The following is a 17,819-nucleotide window of genomic DNA, read 5'->3' on the forward strand; positions in this document are numbered from 1 at the left end:
TTATCATGAAATGACAAATACAATTGATCCAAGCCTATATCTAGAGAATTATAGACAGGCACAACGAAAAGCACCATCTAACAATTTAGGGAAAGACGAGTTTTTAAAAATATTAATGGTGCAATTACAAAATCAGGATCCGCTAAATCCGATGGAAGATAAAGAGTTTATTGCCCAAATGGCTCAGTTCACATCATTAGAACAAATGACAAAAATGGCCTCTTCTTTCGAAAAATTTATCGAATTTCAAAAAAGCAACACACTTAGCTCTTATGTTGGTTGGATAGGGAAAAAAGTTGATTGGGAAATTATCATAAAGAATGTTGATGAGGACGGCAATGAACTTGAACCTACTATTGAAACAGGTTCAGGCACAATTGAATCAATTGTCAATAAAGGTGATATTGTCGAGCTTCACTTAGATGATGGTAAGGTAATATACCAAGATGAGATCAAAAAAGTGCAAAATCAATATGAATCATCTTATGAAAACCAATTAACAACGGCCAGCCAAATGATTGGCAAACTTGTTTCATGGATCAATGAAGATGATGAACCGATTGATTCAATCGTTAGATCTGTCCAAATGAAAGATGGTATAGTTCAGTATGAATTAGAGGACGGAACTTTAATTAGCGGCAATCAAATAACAAAGGTGACTAAACAATAATTAGGTGGTGGAAACATGGATCATCGAATACAGCAATTAAACTACCATCCACTCTCCCATATTAAGCAGCAAAGTAAAAAAACGGTCGACCATACTGGCCCTTCGTTTAAAGAACTGCTTGGCAATACTATCAAAGAAGATACTACCTTAAAAATTAGTAAACATGCAGAAAAACGTTTAACTGAAAGAAATATAAAAATAGACCAAGAGCTTTGGAATAAAATTGAGCAAAAGGTTCATGAAGCAAAAGGTAAAGGTGTCAGCGATTCATTAGTTGTTACGGATCAAGCGGCGTTAATTGTCAGTGCTAAAAACAATACAGTCATTACCGCAATGGACCGAATTGAAGCAAGTTCACAAATTTTCACCAATATTAATGGAACGATCTTAATTTAACGCAAGTATAGAGCTGGACCGTATGGGGGCTCTAAAACACTGCTGACCGATAGATGCAGTGAACAATAAACAATGAAGGAGCGCATATTTTATGTTACGTTCAATGTATTCAGGGATTTCAGGAATGAAAAACTTCCAAACAAAACTAGATGTAATTGGTAATAATATTGCCAATGTTAATACGTATGGGTTTAAGAAGGGAAGAGTAACGTTTAGTGATTTATATAGTCAACAAATATCAGGAGCCACTGGTGCAACTGGAACTAGGGGTGGGGTGAATCCTAGACAGGTTGGACTAGGGGCCCAGTTAGCCTCAATCGATACAATTTATACTCCAGGGAGTACGCAATCTACAGGGAGACCACTCGATTTAGCAATTACTGGCGATGGATATTTCCAGGTTAAAGACCCTGGTGGTAATATTTTATTTACTAGAGCTGGGAATTTTTATTTTGATGAGAATAATGGTGATATTGTTAATTCAGATGGATACCACTTGGTTGGAACTGGAGGAAAAACACCTTTAAATATTCCAGCAGATGCTGAGTCCTTCAGTATTGGTGCTGATGGTACGATCAGCTACATTCCTGCTGGAGGTGGAACAGTAAACACAAGTCAAAAGATTGAGTTAATGAATTTCTCTAACCCAGGTGGCCTAACCAAGGTTGGTGGCAATTTGTTCCAAGAATCAGATAACTCTGGTACTGCGACAGCAATGAAAAATCCAAAAATTCAATCCGGCGCACTTGAAATGTCCAACGTCGACCTATCTGAAGAATTCACAGAAATGATCGTTGCCCAAAGGGGATTCCAAGCGAACACTAAAATTATTACAACATCTGACGAGATCCTGCAAGAATTAGTTAATTTGAAACGATAAACGATAATGTAAGGAGGTAGGGAGTTAAGCCAACCGCTTGACTCCCATCTATTTTGATTAAACTTACACGATTAAATGGACAAACCTTTTATCTAAATGCAGTTTATATAGAGCAAATCCAATCGTTTCCTGATACAACAATTACCTTAACGAATGGCAAAAAAATTGTCGTGCGGGAAGTAGAGGAAGATGTTATTCTTTTAGTTAGGGAATTCTATCGTGATATTAATATATTAGGACTTTCTGAACAAAGGGAGGAGGAATAATGGCTAAAAATAAAATGATTAATATAATGATTATCATTTTAGTAGTGATTGCTTTATCGGGTGTAGTGGCTTATTTTGTCATTACAAATATAAATAAAGTTGATAGTCCAAAAGAACCGACGATTGATGAAATATTAGAACAATCGATTGATACCGAAGAAATAACAACAAACTTAAATGATGGCCATTATTTAGTTATTCAGTTGAAAATACAAACAGACAATAAAAAGACAAAAGAAGAGTTGGAAAAACGAACTTTCCAAATCAAAAATATACTTATCCAAGAGCTTTCTTCGATGAAGTCAGAGCAATTTACGTCGAAGGAAGGATTAATTGAAGTAGAAGAACTATTAAAAATGAGGCTGAATGAAATCGTGCAAAAAGGTACTGTAGAAAAAGTCTACATTACAAATCGATTAGTTCAGTAGTATGTAGAGGTTTTTTTCGGAGGTGAGGGTAATTGGCAGAAGAGGTTTTATCCCAAAGTGAAATAGATGCACTACTATCGGCACTTTCAGCAGGGGAAATGAACGCAGAGCAATTAAAAAAAGAAGAAAAAGAAAAGAAGGTCAAGGTTTATGACTTCAAACGTGCATTGCGTTTCTCGAAAGACCAAATTCGCAGTCTTACAAGAATGCACGAGAACTTTGCAAGACTCTTAACGACCCATTTCTCTGCACAACTTAGAACATATGTGCAAATCTCTGTCGCATCTGTTGACCAAATTCCTTATGAAGAATTTATACGCTCCATCCCGAAAATGACAATTTTGAATGTTTTTGAGGTGCCGCCACTAGAGGGAAGGCTTTTGATAGAAGTAAATCCAAATATTGCTTACGCAATGATGGACCGTGTCCTTGGTGGGAAAGGAAACAGTATAAATAAAGTTGAAAATTTAACTGAAATTGAAACAAAAGTCATGTCCAATTTATTTGAACGTGCTTGTGAAAATCTTCAAGAGGCCTGGGCTTCTGTTGCCGAAATTGATCCAATGTTAACGGACTTTGAGGTCAATCCACAATTTTTGCAAATGGTATCCCCAAACGAAACTGTTGTAGTCATTTCATTGAATACGACAGTTGGCGAAACAAGTGGAATGATTAATATTTGCCTGCCACATGTATTATTGGAACCGATTATTCCAAAGTTATCTGTTCATTATTGGATGCAAACCAATAATAAAGAACGGATGCCTGAAGAGATTTCGTTACTCGAAAAACGAATTAAAAAAGCAGAACTCCCTATACAGGCTATTCTCGGAGAGTCAACGATTAGTGTGCAGGAATTTTTAAACCTAAATGTTGGCGATGTTATTCAACTTGATCAACTTGTTGATAGCCCATTACAAATAAAAATTGCCGACCATCCAAAATTCATCGGGCAGCCAGGTAAAATGAGACATAATATAGCAATTCAAATATTAGACAAAATAAAGGCGGGTGAAGACAATGGTCAGTGATGGCATGCTGTCACAAGATGAAATTGATGCCCTACTCAGAGGGGGTGGGGATGATATCAGTTTTGATGAACCAACGAATTCAGATGATCAAACTACTAATATTGATGACTATTTGTCCCCTCTTGAACAAGATGCATTAGGTGAAATAGGGAATATTTCCTTCGGCAGCTCTGCGACTGCACTGTCGACTTTACTTAACCAAAAAGTTGATATAACGACTCCAAAGGTTTTTATCGTTAGGAAAAGTCAATTGGCAGAAGCATTTCCACAGCCCTATGTAGCAGTTCAAGTTCAATATACGGCAGGGTTTAAAGGAGTCAATTTGCTCGTTATTAAAAAAAGCGATGCCGCGATTATTGCTGATTTGATGTTGGGTGGGGATGGTAAAAATCCATCAGAAGATTTAGGGGAAATTCAATTGAGTGCTGTTCAAGAAGCAATGAACCAAATGATGGGTTCAGCAGCAACCTCAATGTCAACAATTTTTAGTAAAAAAGTTGATATTTCTCCACCAAGTATTGATTTTCTAGATTTTATGAAGGGATCAGGTACTGACAGAGTTCCTGACGAGGAAGTACTCGTTCAAATTTCATTTAATTTAAAAATTGGTGATTTAATAGATTCAAATATTATGCAACTTTTACAGATAGATTTTGCAAAGGACATGGTAGAAGGATTATTAAATCCACAGCCCAATAATGAACCTGATTTAGTAAATTCAAATCCGGCTAGTGTTATGAGTGCAGCACCAATGGAGCAGCCCGTTACTTCCGTCGAGCAAGAGAGCAATGCGCCGATTTTTAGTGCGCCAATGGAAGAGCCGACTATGAATATGAATTATTATCAGGATCCTAGACAACAACAAATGCCGATGGGGAATTTTGGACAGCCGATGATGCCGTCATTTAATGGAGCAATGCCTAGTAATCCGATTCAAAGTGGTCCACAGCATATTGGTAGTGGTCCGGTAAATCCAACTAATGTTCAACCTGTTGTGTTTTCATCATTTGAGCAACCGACATTGCAGCGACAGGAGTCTAGTAACCTTAGCATGCTTTTAGATATACCACTTCAAGTAACAGTTGAACTTGGAAGAACTAAACGGTCAGTTAAAGAAATATTAGATTTATCAGCCGGTTCCATTATTGAACTAGATAAATTGGCAGGGGAACCTGTTGATATATTAATAAATAATAAATTGGTGGCTAAAGGGGAAGTAGTTGTCATTGAAGAGAATTTTGGTGTAAGGGTCACTGATATCATTAGTCAATCAGACCGCATCAAAAATTTACAATAAATTATATAGAACCGATGGAGGTATGTATTGTGGCAAATAGAATTTTGATTGTAGATGATGCAGCTTTTATGAGAATGATGATTAAAGATATCCTAACTAAAAATGGATTTGAAGTAGTTGGAGAAGCTGCTGATGGATTGCAAGCAGTTGAAAAATACAAAGAGGTTAATCCGGATTTAGTGACAATGGATATTACGATGCCTGAAATGGATGGCATTACATCATTAAAAGAAATCAAAAAAATCGATCCAGGTGCAAAAATTATCATGTGTTCTGCAATGGGACAACAAGCAATGGTAATTGATGCTATCCAGGCTGGTGCAAAGGATTTTATTGTAAAGCCATTCCAAGCAGACCGCGTTTTAGAAGCAATCAAGAAAACACTTGGATAGTAAAAGAGGGGGCAGCATATGCTTGCGTAAATTACTATTAATACTAATACTTTTGGTTTATGCTCCGTTTGGGCTAAATGTCCAAGCGGAGACAGATACAGGAAACGAAACCGTTGATCAGATGTTACAGGAAAGTCAAAACACCGATGCAACTTCTAAAACGACGAAACAAACAGATCAAGAATTAGTTCAAACTGAACCACCTGCAATTGAAAATCAATTTGGATGGCTTGATTTTGTAAAGATGTTTTTTGCATTAGCTGTTGTTATTGCACTTATATACATTATTCTACGATTTATTAATAAGAGGAATCGTCTGTTTGGCCAAATGAAGGCAATGGAAAATTTAGGCGGCATTTCTGTAGGCCCAAATCGTTCAATTCAATTAATTAGAATTGGCGAAACAGTTTTAGTTGTTGGAGTTGGGGAGACGATTCAATTGTTAAAAGAAATAACTTCCCAAGATGAAATAGAGAAGCTTATAAGTCAAAATGAAATCCAGCCGATTCAAGTTGGACAAACTATACTAAATAAGATTATCTCTAAAAACGATGATAAAACTAGTATGAAAAGTAGTTCTGCAAATAGCTTTAGTCACATGCTTAAGGGGCAATTAGAGGATCTAGCTGAAGGGAGAAAAAAGCTTTATGACAAAATTAAGAGGGATCAGGACGAATGACTGAGTTTCTTCCGGGTATTGATCCAAGCTTTTTTAATAGTACAGATCCAGCTAACGTGTCCACAACTGTTCGGTTAATTCTTCTCTTAACAGTTCTTTCAATCGCTCCTAGTATATTAATTTTAATGACTAGCTTTACAAGAATCATTATCGTCCTTTCTTTTGTAAGGACGTCACTGGCAACACAACAAATGCCGCCAACACAGGTGTTAATTAGTTTAGCCCTTTTTATGACATTTTTTATTATGGCACCAACGTTTTCGGAAATTAATGACCAAGCGGTTTCTCCTTTTTTGGATGGTCAAATTACGGAACAGCAGGCGTTTGATCGTGCATCTGTACCAATTAAGGAGTTTATGAGTAAACATACAAGGCAAAAGGATTTAATGCTGTTTCTAAACTATGCAGATATGGAAAAACCAAAAACGATTGAGGATATCCCATTAACAGCGCTTGTGCCTGCTTTTGCGATAAGTGAAATTAAAACCGCATTTCAAATTGGTTTTATGATCTTTGTCCCGTTTTTAGTAATCGATATGATCGTAGCCAGCATTTTGATGTCGATGGGGATGATGATGCTCCCACCTGTTATGATATCATTACCATTTAAAATATTATTATTTGTTATGGTCGATGGCTGGTATCTAGTTGTAAAGTCATTGCTTTTAAGCTTTTAACTTCATTATATAGGGTGATTACATGAACTCTCATTTTGTGATCGGTGTCGCTGAACAAGGGATTATGACGGTGTTAGCAGTGTCTTTACCATTGTTATTATTAGCACTAGGGGTTGGACTTGTTGTCAGTATTTTCCAAGCGACAACGCAAATTCAGGAACAGACACTAGCCTTTATTCCGAAAATCATTGCGGTTTTGGCTGGTCTTGTCTTTTTCGGACCTTGGATGCTTTCAAGAATTGTAGACTATTCGTTTCAAATATTTAATAATCTTTATAAGTTTGTAGGGTAAGAAATGATAGATTTAATAAATGCTTTTCCGGTATTTTTATTAGTATTTATTCGGGTTACATCCTTTTTTGTAACGGTTCCTCTCTTTTCTTATCGGAACATACCAACAACTTATAAAGTAGGTTTAGGATTTTTTTTATCCTATATCATGTTTTTATCGATGGAACATCCAAGTTTAGCTATTGATGAAGCGTACTTTATGCTCGTCCTAAAAGAGATGCTAGTAGGTTTATTTATAGGACTAATCGCTTTTATGGTTTTGTCAGCCATCCAAATTGCCGGTGGATTTATAGATTATCAGATGGGATTCGCCATCGCTAATGTTATTGACCCGCAAACTGGAGCGCAAAGCCCGATCTTAGGTCAATATTTATATACATTTGCACTTTTACTATTGTTAATAGTGGATGGTCATCATTTAATCCTTGATGGTATTTATTACAGCTATAAAATAGTCCCGCTAGAGCAGGTATGGCTTCCGCTTGGCAGCGAAAGGCTCGTGGAATTTATCGCAACTACATTTAATTCGATGTTTATCATTGCCTTTCAAATGGCGATCCCGCTTGTTGGCTGTTTGTTCTTAGTAGATATAGCGTTAGGGATCACGGCGCGAACAGTTCCACAACTGAATATTTTTGTAGTAGGTTTACCATTGAAAATATTAGTTGGTTTTATTTTACTCGTAGTTGTGATGCCGGTCTTCTTAATTCTCTTTCAAAAATTATTTGAGTCCATGCTGTTCACGATGCGGGGATTGATGCAAATCTTTGGGGGCGTATGAAATGCCGATTCATGGTTATGTTCAACTGGACCTACAGTTTTTTGCGGGTGAAAAAACAGAAAAAGCAACACCGAAAAAACGCCAAGATGCTAGGAAGAAAGGCCAAGTAGCGAAAAGTCAGGATGTCAGCGCAGCGCTAATGCTATTTTTTGTCTTTCTTTTGTTCTTATTTTTTGGCGGTTCTTTAAAAGAGCAAATGTTAACATTGGTCACGGTGTCTTTAAATGAGTATATGCTTTGGGACATTACAGAAGCGAATATTCATAAATTGTTCATTGATTTTACGCTTCGGGCTTTATATTTTGTAGCCCCGATTATGCTAACGGTGGCGATTATCGCTGTTGCTTCTAATTTCATGCAATTTGGCTTTTTATTTTCAACAGAAGCGATTCAGTTTAAATTGGAAAAAATAAACCCGATAACTGGGGCAAAGCGAATATTTTCAATTCGCGCGATCGTTGAACTATTTAAATCGATTCTCAAAATTTCAATCGTTGGAACAGGAGCTTTTACTGTTCTTTGGTTGAATTTTGATGATGTATTGATTCTATCGCAAAAAAGTGTAGGTGCATCCTTAGCGTTTATCGGTAAGGTTACGACACAAATGGGCTTAGTTGTATCCATTTTATTAATTGTTTTATCAGTATTTGATTATGCTTATCAAAAATTTGAACATGAAAAAAACCTTCGCATGTCAAAACAGGATATTAAAGATGAATACAAGAACATGGAAGGGGACCCGAAGATTAAATCGAAAATTAAAGAAAAACAAAGGCAAATGGCGATGCAGCGCATGATGCAGGAGATTCCAAATGCAGACGTTGTAATCACAAATCCTACCCATTATGCTGTTGTTTTAAAATATGATGAAAGTAAAGCAGACGCCCCGATTGTGGTCGCAAAAGGGGTTGATTATATCGCCTTAAAAATTAAACAGATTGCCAAAAATCATGATGTTGTTACAATTGAAAACCGGCCATTAGCTAGGGCGTTGTATGCGCAAGCTGAAATCGGAGACGCGATACCTGAACAGTTTTTTAAAGCGGTAGCCGAAATACTGGCTTATGTATACAGACTGAAAAGAAAAGTTTGACTTTATATGACTTTTCTAGATCGGAGAGAATTATATGTCAGCAAGAGATCTTCCCGTTCTTTTGGGAGTAATTTTAATCATTGCAATGCTTATCATCCCATTGCCTGGGTGGTTATTAAGCATACTCATCATCATGAATATAACGCTTGCTTTGATTGTAATCCTAGTATCGATGAACATGAGGGAAGCTCTCCAATTTTCGATCTTTCCTTCATTACTATTATTATTAACTTTGTTTCGATTGGGGTTGAACGTTTCCACTACTAGATCCATCTTAAGTAAGGGTGAAGCCGGAGGAGTAGTTGAAACGTTTGGTCATTTCGTTATCGGTGGAAATGCGCTTGTCGGTTTTGTTGTCTTTTTAATCTTAATTATTATTCAATTCATCGTTATTACAAAAGGTGCAGAACGTGTTTCCGAGGTAGCAGCACGTTTTACGTTAGATGCGATGCCAGGGAAGCAAATGAGTATTGATGCTGATTTAAATGCCGGCATGATTTCTGAATTGGAAGCCCGTGAACGACGTGAAAAAATTCAACGGGAAGCAGATTTTTACGGGGCGATGGATGGTGCCAGTAAATTTGTTAAAGGTGATGCGATCGCCGGGATTATTATTACGATTATCAATATTATCTTTGGAATTATTATCGGTATGGTGCAAATGGACCTTGCCTTTGGTGAAGCAACCCATAGATTTACACTATTAACAGTTGGTGACGGACTTGTCAGCCAGATACCGGCGCTTATCATTTCAACTGCAACCGGTATTGTTGTAACAAGGGCCGCTTCAGATGGGAACCTTGGCTCAGATGTTGTCGGTCAGTTATTCTTTACCTTTCCGAAACTTTTATATATTGCAGGGGGAACAATTGCCGGACTAGGTCTTTTTACCCCGATAAATGATATACTTACATTACCGATTGCCGGACTTCTTTGCGCAGGCGCTTATTTCTTATCGAAAAATAGCCAGCCTATACATGAATTAGAAACTGCAACTGGTGAAGAGGAAATGGAAGCAGAGGATCTGAAAAGTCCAGAAAGTGTTGTTAGTTTACTTAATGTCGACCCGATTGAGTTCGAATTTGGCTACGGATTAATCCCGCTTGCCGATACGAATCAAGGTGGAGACCTCTTAGACCGAATTGTTATGATTAGACGTCAGTTGGCGATTGAGTTGGGTGTTATTGTCCCTGTTGTTCGGATTCGTGACAATATCCAACTGCAGCCAAATGAATATCGAGTTAAAATTAAAGGGAATGAGTTGGCACGAGGGGAGTTATTACTTGACCATTATATGGCGATGAGCCCTGGAATTGATGATGAAAGTATTGAAGGCATTGATACGGTGGAACCTGCCTTTGGCATGCCTGCTAAATGGATTGCTGAGGATATGAAGGAAACAGCTGAGTTATCAGGGTATACTGTCGTTGATCCGCCATCAGTTGTCTCCACCCATCTTACTGAGATCATCAAAAATAATGCAAATGTTCTCCTAGGAAGACAAGAAACGAAACAATTGATTGATCATTTGAAGGAGTCCTACCCGATCCTAGTGGATGAAGTAACTCCTGATCCGTTATCAATCGGAGATGTTCAACGAGTGTTAGCTAAGCTCCTAAAAGAGCGTGTATCAATTCGAAATCTTCCAGTTATTTTCGAGGCATTAGCTGATTATGGCAGACTGACAAGCGATTCTGATTTATTGGCAGAATATGTTAGACAAGCTTTATCACGCCAAATTACTCGACAATATTTGGTTGATGGTGAGTCTCTTAAAGTCGTAACTTTATCTGGTAAAGTCGAGAAAACTATTGCAGAAGGAATTCAACAGACGGAACATGGTAATTATTTGTCATTGGATCCTAATGTTACACAAGCGATTATTGAAAATATTGCGTCCGAAATGGAGCGAGTATCCATGTTTGAACAATCATCCGTTATATTATGCTCACCTGCCGTAAGGATGTATGTTAAACAATTAATTGAACCATATTTTCCGGTTATACCTGTTTTATCATATAACGAGTTAGAATCTACTGTAGAAGTTCAAAGTATAGGGGTGGTGAATATTGAATGAAGGTAAAAAAGTTTATTGCACCTAATATGCCGGAAGCGATGAAAATGATTCGTAATGAATTAGGAAAAGATGCGGTCATTTTAAATTCTAAGGTTGTGCAAAAGGGTGGGATTTTCGGTTTTTTTACTAAAAAAAATATTGAGGTGATCGCCGCTGTAGATCCTCAGCCAATACCGAAAAAGCAACCAATGCAAAAAGAAAAAATAGAACCTAAGATAGAGTTTCAACCGGCTCCGATCATTAAATCAGTTGAAGTTCCAAAAACGGATGCTGAATTGTTAAAAGAAATTAAAGATTTAAAAGAAATGCTGAAAGGATTATCGGTGCATAATGGTCGGGATAGCTTTGAGCACTATCCCGGTCCATTAAAGGATATGAATCAGTTTTTAAGCAACCAGGAAGTTGACCTGCAGCTGCGAAAAGAAATCATGGGCTTTTTGCTTGAAAAATGGTATGTGAATAAAGGTGAAGCAAATTTCGAACAAATTACCACTTGGGGTAAAGAGTATCTTGTAAACAGCATGTCACCTTTATCATTTGGAGCCATTAATTTCTCAAAGAAATATATTAACGTTGTTGGTCCAACCGGGGTAGGGAAAACGACAACTTTAGCTAAGATTGCTGCTCAGGCTGTGCTGAAATATGGAAAGAAGGTTGCTTTCATAACAACTGATACGTACCGAATTGCAGCGATCGACCAGCTTAAAACATATGCAAAAATATTAAATGTTCCATTAGAGGTTACATATACAATTGATGATTTTGTAAAAGCAAAAGAAAGATTCTCCCACTTTGATCTCATTTTAATTGATACTGCTGGAAGAAACTTTAGAAATAAACAATATGTCGAAGATTTGAAATCTGTAATTAGCTTTGATGAAAACCTTGAGACCATTCTAGTACTTGCTTTAACATCTAAATATTCAGATATGCTGGATATCTTTGAACAATTCTCATCCATTAAAATTGATAAGCTGATTTTTACCAAGGTTGATGAGACATCTAAATATGGGACAATATTAAACCTTATTTTTAAATACAAAATAGGGGTTGCTTACTTAACTAATGGACAAAATGTTCCCGATGATATTTTTGAAGCATCACCAGAATCAATAGCAAATACTGTTTTTGGGGTAAATAGACATGAAAGATCAAGCTGAAAAATTAAGAGCGAAAATTGAACTTTTGCAAAATAAGGCAAAGACAAAAACCATTGCTGTCGTTAGCGGTAAAGGTGGGGTAGGAAAATCAAACTTTTCGTTAAATTTTGCTCTAGGTTTGTCCAGTGCCGGGTCTTCAGTGTTATTATTTGATATGGATATAGGTATGGGAAATATCGATATTCTAATGGGCGTCACTCCAAATTATACGATTGTTGATATGTTTGAAAGTGATTTAAAGCTAACGGATATTATTGAAAAAGGCACTAATAATCTTTCCTATATTGCTGCTGGTACAGGTCTTTCGAAGATTTTTAAGCTTGACAACAATAAGTTTGAATTATTTATTACTCAATTAGAGGAGATTATCGAGGATTTTGAATATATCATTTTTGACATGGGTGCCGGCATTACTGAGGAAAGCATGCAGTTTATTTTATCCGTAAATGAGCTTTTTGTTATTGCAACTCCAGAACCTACTTCAATTACAGATGCGTATGCAGTCATGAAGTATATTCATTTAAAAGAATTAGATATGCCCTTTTATTTAATCGTTAACAGGACTTATTCCGAAAAACAGGCATTATCGACATCAAATCGTCTGAGTAATGCAGTGAAGCAGTTTTTAAACAAGGATGTTGTAACGTTAGGAGATTTGCCTGATGATCGGGTTGTTTTGAAGGCTGTGAGCCACCAAATGCCATTTTTACTATATGCCCCCAATTCAGATGTGAGTCGTTCGATGTTAAAGATTGTGGAGCGGTATACGAATCAAAATTTTGATCAAATGAAGTCAACATCCTCCTATAGTTTTATTTCTAAACTACGACGATACTTTATTAAATAAAAATCAAATGAGCGTGTTGAATTTGATTTCTAAAGGGAGGGTAGGTTTGTGACAAATCAAGTGAAAGTTTTAGTTGTTGATGATTCTGCATTTATGAGAAAGCTAATTACAGACTTTTTAAATGAGGATCCCCGTTTTAATGTTGTTGGAACAGCTAGAAATGGAAAAGATGCCATCCAAAAGGTTAAGGAATGGCAGCCTGATGTTGTCACACTTGATGTTGAGATGCCGGAAATGAATGGTCTAGATGCACTGCAAGCAATTATGAGTGAAAATCCTACAAGAGTTGTTATGCTCTCAACTACGACAAAAGAAGGCGCAGAAAACACATTGCTAGCCATGTTATACGGAGCTATCGATTTTATCGCAAAGCCTTCAGGAGCGATTTCACTTGATTTGGACAAGGTAAAAGAAGAAATTATTATGAAGGTTTTAATGGCCTCCAAAGTCAATGTTCAAGGGTTTTCAATGAAAAAGAATAAAGTTACCCCTCTTTTTGAAGATGTCCAGCCGCGGCAGACGAGGACAGTTGAAAAAACGCAAAAAAATACCGTTAAAAAACTTGTTTGTATAGGCACCTCCACTGGCGGCCCTAGGGCTCTTCAACAAGTATTGACGAAGCTGCCGAAAACAATAGATGCACCAATCCTTGTAGTTCAGCATATGCCAGCCGGCTTTACTAAATCTTTAGCGGCACGGCTTAATTCTATAAGTGCAATTAATGTAAAAGAAGCTGAAGACGGTGACATCTTAGAAAATGGAACAGCCTACATCGCACCTGGAGGTTATCACCTAAAATTAAAAAATAGTGGAGGAAATAATATTACTATTTATTTAGATCAGACGGTCCCCATTAATGGTCATCGTCCCTCAGTTGATGTTATGTACGAGTCGGTGAGTGAAATTAAAAATTATAGTAAAATTGCAGTGATTATGACTGGAATGGGGGCGGATGGGGCAAACGGCTTAAAAACACTGAAATCCTCCGGTAACACAATAGCAATTGCGGAATCTGAGGAAACGTCTGTTGTTTTTGGAATGCCAAAATCGGCAATTGCAACTAATTTGGTCGATGAAGTTGTCAACTTAGATAAAATCGCTTCAACTATAATGAAATATATTGAAAGTTGATATGGGGGTGTTCAATATGGATACAAATCAATATTTAGAGATGTTTATCGATGAGAGCAAGGAACATTTGCAAGCTATCAATGAGAATTTATTAGCTTTGGAAAATGACCCGAATGATATGAATATTGTTAATGAAGTATTTAGGTCTGCCCATACTTTAAAAGGTATGTCAGCAACAATGGGTTATGAAGATTTAGCCAATTTAACACATAAAATGGAAAATGTGTTGGACGGCATAAGGAACCATAAAATATCCGTTAATTCGGATATATTAGATGTTGTCTTTTCTTCTGTTGATGATCTTGAGGCAATGGTCAATGACATTGCTAGCGGTGGAGACGGAAAAAGAGATGTTTCCGAGGTTGTTCAAAAGCTGTTATTAATTGAAAAAGGTGAAGACCCTAAGAGTGGAACTGTAAAAATAGCTACGGAAGCAAAAAAAGAAGTGGGAAATACCGGAAATGACCGAATGGGTATCCTCGATGAATTCGAAATCACTGTGTTAGAACAATCAAAAGAGCAGGGATTTGACAGTTATCATATAACCGTAAAGCTAAGAGATGATTGTTTATTGCGTGGTGCTCGCGTTTTTATGGTGTTTGAGATTTTAGAACAAATCGGAGAAGTAATTAAAGCAAATCCTTCTGTTGAAGATCTTGAAGAAGAGCGCTTTGATTATGAATTTTCAGTAGTGCTCGTAACTAAAGAAAATGCTGAAGATATTGAAAAGCGGATCATGAAAGTTTCCGAGATTGAGAATGTAATAGTGAATGTATTTTCAATCGAGGAGTATAAACAGGACCAAAATAGCAAGAATGAAAATAATTTAATTGTTGAAGAAAATGCTTCTTCTTCTGCTACCCAGGAAACTAACTCCAAAGGGGAAAGTGGAAAAGAGAAAATAAAAGGACAAAATGTCTCTAATAAGACGATCCGTGTTAATATTGAACGTTTAGACATTTTAATGAATCTATTTGAGGAGCTTGTCATAGATCGGGGCCGTCTTGAACAAATCTCCAATGACTTAAATAACGCTGAACTTCACGAAACTGTGGAGAGAATGTCACGAATTTCAGGAGACCTTCAAAATATTATTTTGAACATGCGGATGGTTCCTGTTGAACAAGTATTTAATCGTTTCCCAAGAATGGTAAGACAATTAGCACGCGACCTAAACAAAAAAATCAATTTGGAAATTATCGGTGCAGAAACAGAATTGGATCGGACTGTAATTGATGAGATTGGTGACCCACTTGTCCATTTAATTAGAAATGCACTTGACCATGGAATTGAGACGCCTGAAGAACGAATTGCAAAAGGCAAACCTGAAGAAGGTACAGTAGTTCTTAAAGCGTATCACAGTGGAAATCATGTCTTCATTGAAATTGAGGATGATGGCGCAGGTATTAATCGTGATAAGGTGTTAAAGAAAGCAATTGAACGTGGGGTTGTAACTGCAGAAGCAGGAGCAAATATGACCGATAAGCAGGTTTATGAGCTTATTTTGGCATCCGGTTTTTCAACAGCAGATAAGATTTCTGATGTTTCGGGACGTGGTGTTGGACTGGATGTTGTTAAGAGCACGATTGAATCATTAAGTGGTTCCGTTTCGATCGAGTCCAGATTCGGTCATGGATCGATCTTCTCGATTCAATTACCATTAACATTATCCATTATCTCTGTCATGCTTATTGAAATTCAAGAGGAAAAATATGCAATTCCTTTATCCTCTATTATCGAAACGGCTATTATTAAAAAACAAGATATTTTAAATGCGCATAACCAAAAGGTGATCGATTTCAGAGGCAAGGTAGTGCCATTAGTATTTCTAAAGGAGATTTTCGAGGTACCAGTTGTAAACGAAGAAGATGGTCTTTATTCCGTAGTCATTGTTCGAAAAGGGGAAAAAATGGCCGGTCTTGTTGTAGATTCATTCATAGGTCAACAAGAAATCGTCTTAAAGTCATTAGGTAATTATTTAAATTCAGCGTTCGCTATTTCAGGTGCTACGATCCTTGGGAATGGACAAGTTGCCTTAATTATTGATTGCAATGCTTTGATTAAATAACAAAAGATGAAGGCACTTGATGATAAGGAGGAATAAATAATGTCCACGGAAGCTTTAACTGACATAAAAGTAATCGTTTTTCAGCTAAAAGACGAAGAATATGGTATTCCAGTTCAACAGGTCCAATCAATTGAGCGAATGATGCATATTACACGTGTGCCCAAAGTGGCTAAATTTGTTAAAGGGGTTATGAACCTGCGAGGGGTTGTGACTCCAATTATCGATTTGCGTAAAAGATTTGGAATTGAAGAGGTCGCATACACAGAAAGTACACGAATCATCATTGTTGGGGTGGCTGACATGGAGGTTGGCCTAATCGTCGATGCAGCAAACGATGTTATTGATATTCCTGAAGGAGCAATTGAACCGCCGCCGGAAGTAGTCGGTACTGTTGAAGTAGAATACTTAAATGGTGTTGCTAAACTTGATAAACGGCTTTTAATATTACTAAATCTTGAAAAAGTTTTAATTTCTGATGGAATTAAAGAATTAAAGTTAGTAGAGGGCTAAAACTATGTCTTTTATTGAACAAATTAAAGGTCACCATTTAGATATTCTAAGAGAGGTCGGAAATATCGGTGCCGGCAATGCCGCCACCGCGCTCTCAAAAATATTAGGGAAACGGGTTGATATGACCGTTCCTAATGTAAGAATTGTATCTTTTGATGAAATGATGGATATGGTTGGCGGAGCGGAAAATGTTATTGCGTCGATATTCCTTAGAATTGAGGGTGACGCACCAGGGAGCATATACTTTATGCTTCCATTAGAGCAGGCAGAAAAATATATAGAATTAATGACAGGAGAAGAAAATTTCTCGTTTGATAATCCACCTTATCCTGAGTTATCCGTTTCTGCTCTGCAAGAACTTGGAAACATCCTTTCCGGCTCTTATTTATCTGCATTGTCAGACTTTACAAAACTAAACCTATACCCAACAGTGCCAGCATTAGGAATTGATATGGTAGGTGCGGTTCTTAGTTATGGATTAATGGAAGTTTCTCAAGTTAGTGATTATGTGATCGTCATTGATACAGCTGTTAGTGAACAAGAAGAAATTAAAGATAGTGTTAAGGGGCATTTTTTCCTTTTGTTAGATCCTGAATCATTTGAGAAAATATTCAGTGCGTTGGGAGTACCACTTGATGAATGACACAGTAAACATTATTAAGGTCGGGATCGCTGATATGAATGTAGTCCAATCGCCAAGTCTTATTCGCACATCAGGATTAGGGTCTTGCGTTGGAGTAGTTATTTATGATACCCAAAAAGAGATTGCTGGTCTTGTACATGTTATGCTTCCTGATTCATCTTTAGCTAAAGCAGATTCTATAAATATTGCAAAGTATGCAGATACTGGTATAGAGGAATTAATAAACAGATTAACTAAAATAGGTGCGAGAGTTACTAATTTAAAGGCGAAAATAGCGGGTGGGGCGCAGATGTTTCAATTCTCTACTCAAAATGAGATGATGAGAATAGGACCTCGTAATGTAGAAGCGGTAAAAAAAGAACTGCAACGCTTTCGTATCCCGATTATAGCTGAAGATGTTGGGGGAAGTAGTGGGCGAACAATTGAGTTTAACCCAAGTACAAGAAAGCTAAATATTAGAACGGTGAATCAAGGGGTTAAAGATATTTAATACTATCAGAAT

The 17,819-nt window shown here is 37.0% G+C and carries 21 protein-coding genes; all 21 read left to right on the forward strand.

The features are described from left to right. Nucleotides 1-10 precede the first annotated feature (10 nt). The 21 genes from flgD (at nucleotide 11) to BAZO_RS15375 (ending at nucleotide 17,807) form a co-directional block, all read left to right on the forward strand. Entirely contained in the window at nucleotides 11-670 is a 660-nt protein-coding gene (flgD, locus tag BAZO_RS15275; protein WP_003332542.1) for a flagellar hook assembly protein FlgD, read from the forward strand. A gap of 15 nt (nucleotides 671-685) precedes the next feature. Then, nucleotides 686-1,066, forward strand: coding sequence for a TIGR02530 family flagellar biosynthesis protein (locus BAZO_RS15280; RefSeq protein WP_003332543.1), 381 nt, complete (start codon nucleotides 686-688; stop codon nucleotides 1,064-1,066). A 91-nt stretch (nucleotides 1,067-1,157) separates the two neighbouring features. Next, nucleotides 1,158-1,946, forward strand: coding sequence for a flagellar basal body rod protein FlgG (flgG, locus tag BAZO_RS15285; protein WP_003332544.1), 789 nt, complete (start codon nucleotides 1,158-1,160; stop codon nucleotides 1,944-1,946). Between the two features lie 53 nt (nucleotides 1,947-1,999). Further along, the gene (locus tag BAZO_RS15290) at nucleotides 2,000-2,212 is read left to right on the forward strand and encodes a flagellar FlbD family protein (RefSeq protein ID WP_003332545.1); all 213 of its coding nucleotides are present in this window, start codon (nucleotides 2,000-2,002) and stop codon (nucleotides 2,210-2,212) included. After that, the gene (gene fliL / locus BAZO_RS15295) at nucleotides 2,212-2,640 is read left to right on the forward strand and encodes a flagellar basal body-associated protein FliL (RefSeq protein WP_003332546.1); all 429 of its coding nucleotides are present in this window, start codon (nucleotides 2,212-2,214) and stop codon (nucleotides 2,638-2,640) included. Before BAZO_RS15290 ends, fliL begins: the two co-directional genes overlap by 1 nt. Before the next feature lie 32 nt (nucleotides 2,641-2,672). Beyond that, nucleotides 2,673-3,671 (forward strand): flagellar motor switch protein FliM, encoded by a 999-nt coding sequence (fliM, locus tag BAZO_RS15300; protein ID WP_003332547.1) that lies wholly within the window; start codon nucleotides 2,673-2,675, stop codon nucleotides 3,669-3,671. Next, entirely contained in the window at nucleotides 3,661-4,968 is a 1,308-nt protein-coding gene (gene fliY, locus BAZO_RS15305; protein WP_003332549.1) for a flagellar motor switch phosphatase FliY, read from the forward strand. The genes fliM and fliY overlap by 11 nt, the downstream gene beginning before the upstream one ends. 29 nt (nucleotides 4,969-4,997) lie before the next feature. Further along, a complete protein-coding gene (locus tag BAZO_RS15310; protein ID WP_003332550.1) occupies nucleotides 4,998-5,360 on the forward strand; it encodes a response regulator in 363 nt (120 codons plus the stop codon). A 22-nt stretch (nucleotides 5,361-5,382) separates the two neighbouring features. After that, nucleotides 5,383-6,039, forward strand: a complete 657-nt coding sequence (gene fliO / locus BAZO_RS15315; protein WP_003332551.1) for a flagellar biosynthetic protein FliO — start codon at nucleotides 5,383-5,385, stop codon at nucleotides 6,037-6,039. Then, on the forward strand, nucleotides 6,036-6,716 hold the full coding sequence (gene fliP / locus BAZO_RS15320; protein WP_003332552.1) for a flagellar type III secretion system pore protein FliP: 681 nt from the start codon (nucleotides 6,036-6,038) through the stop codon (nucleotides 6,714-6,716). Before fliO ends, fliP begins: the two co-directional genes overlap by 4 nt. 22 nt (nucleotides 6,717-6,738) lie before the next feature. Next, complete coding sequence (gene fliQ, locus BAZO_RS15325) at nucleotides 6,739-7,008, forward strand: flagellar biosynthesis protein FliQ (protein ID WP_003332553.1); 270 nt, start codon at nucleotides 6,739-6,741, stop codon at nucleotides 7,006-7,008. 3 nt (nucleotides 7,009-7,011) lie between these two features. Beyond that, complete coding sequence (fliR, locus tag BAZO_RS15330; protein ID WP_003332554.1) at nucleotides 7,012-7,788, forward strand: flagellar biosynthetic protein FliR; 777 nt, start codon at nucleotides 7,012-7,014, stop codon at nucleotides 7,786-7,788. A 1-nt stretch (nucleotide 7,789) separates the two neighbouring features. Beyond that, nucleotides 7,790-8,881 carry a flagellar biosynthesis protein FlhB gene (gene flhB, locus BAZO_RS15335; protein ID WP_003332556.1) on the forward strand — a complete coding sequence of 364 codons (1,092 nt, stop codon included), beginning with the start codon at nucleotides 7,790-7,792 and terminating at the stop codon, nucleotides 8,879-8,881. 34 nt (nucleotides 8,882-8,915) lie between these two features. Continuing rightward, nucleotides 8,916-10,958: a flagellar biosynthesis protein FlhA gene (gene flhA / locus BAZO_RS15340; protein ID WP_003332557.1), complete on the forward strand. Its 2,043-nt coding sequence runs from the start codon at nucleotides 8,916-8,918 to the stop codon at nucleotides 10,956-10,958. Then, nucleotides 10,955-12,118 carry a flagellar biosynthesis GTPase FlhF gene (gene flhF, locus BAZO_RS15345; protein ID WP_003332558.1) on the forward strand — a complete coding sequence of 388 codons (1,164 nt, stop codon included), beginning with the start codon at nucleotides 10,955-10,957 and terminating at the stop codon, nucleotides 12,116-12,118. Before flhA ends, flhF begins: the two co-directional genes overlap by 4 nt. Continuing rightward, nucleotides 12,102-12,965 carry a MinD/ParA family protein gene (locus BAZO_RS15350; protein WP_003332559.1) on the forward strand — a complete coding sequence of 288 codons (864 nt, stop codon included), beginning with the start codon at nucleotides 12,102-12,104 and terminating at the stop codon, nucleotides 12,963-12,965. Before flhF ends, BAZO_RS15350 begins: the two co-directional genes overlap by 17 nt. A gap of 93 nt (nucleotides 12,966-13,058) precedes the next feature. Further along, a complete protein-coding gene (locus BAZO_RS15355; protein WP_051015820.1) occupies nucleotides 13,059-14,096 on the forward strand; it encodes a protein-glutamate methylesterase/protein-glutamine glutaminase in 1,038 nt (345 codons plus the stop codon). Between the two features lie 16 nt (nucleotides 14,097-14,112). Then, nucleotides 14,113-16,164 (forward strand): chemotaxis protein CheA, encoded by a 2,052-nt coding sequence (locus BAZO_RS15360; protein WP_003332561.1) that lies wholly within the window; start codon nucleotides 14,113-14,115, stop codon nucleotides 16,162-16,164. Between the two features lie 39 nt (nucleotides 16,165-16,203). Next, a complete protein-coding gene (locus tag BAZO_RS15365) occupies nucleotides 16,204-16,674 on the forward strand; it encodes a chemotaxis protein CheW (RefSeq protein ID WP_003332562.1) in 471 nt (156 codons plus the stop codon). 4 nt (nucleotides 16,675-16,678) lie between these two features. After that, the gene (locus BAZO_RS15370; RefSeq protein WP_003332564.1) at nucleotides 16,679-17,317 is read left to right on the forward strand and encodes a chemotaxis protein CheC; all 639 of its coding nucleotides are present in this window, start codon (nucleotides 16,679-16,681) and stop codon (nucleotides 17,315-17,317) included. Then, the gene (locus BAZO_RS15375) at nucleotides 17,310-17,807 is read left to right on the forward strand and encodes a chemotaxis protein CheD (RefSeq protein ID WP_003332565.1); all 498 of its coding nucleotides are present in this window, start codon (nucleotides 17,310-17,312) and stop codon (nucleotides 17,805-17,807) included. The genes BAZO_RS15370 and BAZO_RS15375 overlap by 8 nt, the downstream gene beginning before the upstream one ends. Nucleotides 17,808-17,819: the final 12 nt, after the last annotated feature.

This window comes from Schinkia azotoformans LMG 9581, from assembly GCF_000307855.1.
Classification (GTDB): domain Bacteria; phylum Bacillota; class Bacilli; order Bacillales; family Bacillaceae_J; genus Schinkia; species Schinkia azotoformans.